The organism is Acidovorax sp. JG5 (assembly GCF_017939685.1).
Taxonomy (GTDB): Bacteria; Pseudomonadota; Gammaproteobacteria; order Burkholderiales; family Burkholderiaceae_C; genus Acidovorax.
Genome location: NZ_JAGKSE010000059.1, coordinates 1 through 1055, shown reverse-complemented (window position 1 = coordinate 1055; position 1055 = coordinate 1). Strand labels below are relative to the sequence as shown.

Below are 1055 nucleotides of genomic sequence, written 5' to 3'. Positions count from 1 at the left end.
TAACGCCCCACTCAAACTTTGAGTGGGGCGTTCTGCTTTGGGGTTATGGATCGCGCTTTTATTGGGCCGGGGATGTCCGCCGGAACATGGCAATGCAACTTCAAGATATTCTGTATTCTCAAGGGTTTGGTACCCGCCGTGTCTGCGCGGGACTTGTGCAGCATGGGTGGGTCGAGACGGCCAGCCTCGACCCAGACGCTCCCTTCAGTCTGTGTACTGATGCAGTGCTGGATTTCGATACCGATGATCTGCGTTTGCGGGTGCAAGGGGTGGAGTGGCCTTACCACGCCAAAGCGTACGTGATGCTGCACAAGCCTGCGGGCACAGAATGTTCGCAGAAGCCATCCACTTATCCCAGTATCTACACCTTGCTCCCCGCTCCGTTGCGGCAGAGGCCGTGCAAGAGTGCGATTCAAGGCGTGCAGGCTGTTGGCCGTCTTGATCAGGATACAACGGGTCTTTTGTTGCTCAGCGACGATGGGCATTTCATCCATCGCATGAGTTCGCCAAAGAAACATGTTCCCAAGGTGTACCGGGTAACCACCAAACATTCGGTGGATGACCTGCAAATCGACAAGTTGCTGGCAGGTGTTGTGCTCGACGACGATCCCAAACCGGTGCGCGCCTCTGCTTGTACGTCCGTGGACAGCCATCGTCTGGACCTTACCCTGACTGAAGGCAAATACCACCAGGTCAAGCGCATGCTGGCCGCTGTGGGCAATCGGGTGGAAGCGTTGCATCGCTCGCGCATCGGCACGCTGGATCTTCCCCCGGACCTGGCACCTGGGCAGTGGAAATGGTTGTCTGCCGAGGACCTGTTCAGGCTGAATCCTATTTCGTGATCAGGTCTCCGCAGGGCATACCTTCAAGCGACATTTCGGCTCGACCTCCTGTCGATGGCTGAGTTTCAGGAAAATTCTTCCGGTTCATACATAGCCGACTCTCCCGTAGTTACGTTTTCGGCGCGAAGGCGCAGGGTGTGCGGCGCTAAACTCCTCTGCTGATCTGAAAGTGGGTATCCGTCCGGCCAACCCATCTACCCCGAATGAGCAATT

Annotated in this window: 1 protein-coding gene; it reads left to right on the top strand. The window is 56.5% G+C overall.

The window, feature by feature from the left end; genetic code table 11:
- The first annotated feature begins 92 nt into the window (after positions 1 to 92).
- A complete protein-coding gene (locus J8G26_RS19085; protein WP_210570836.1) occupies positions 93 to 842 on the top strand; it encodes a 16S rRNA pseudouridine(516) synthase in 750 nt (249 codons plus the stop codon).
- Positions 843 to 1055: the final 213 nt, after the last annotated feature.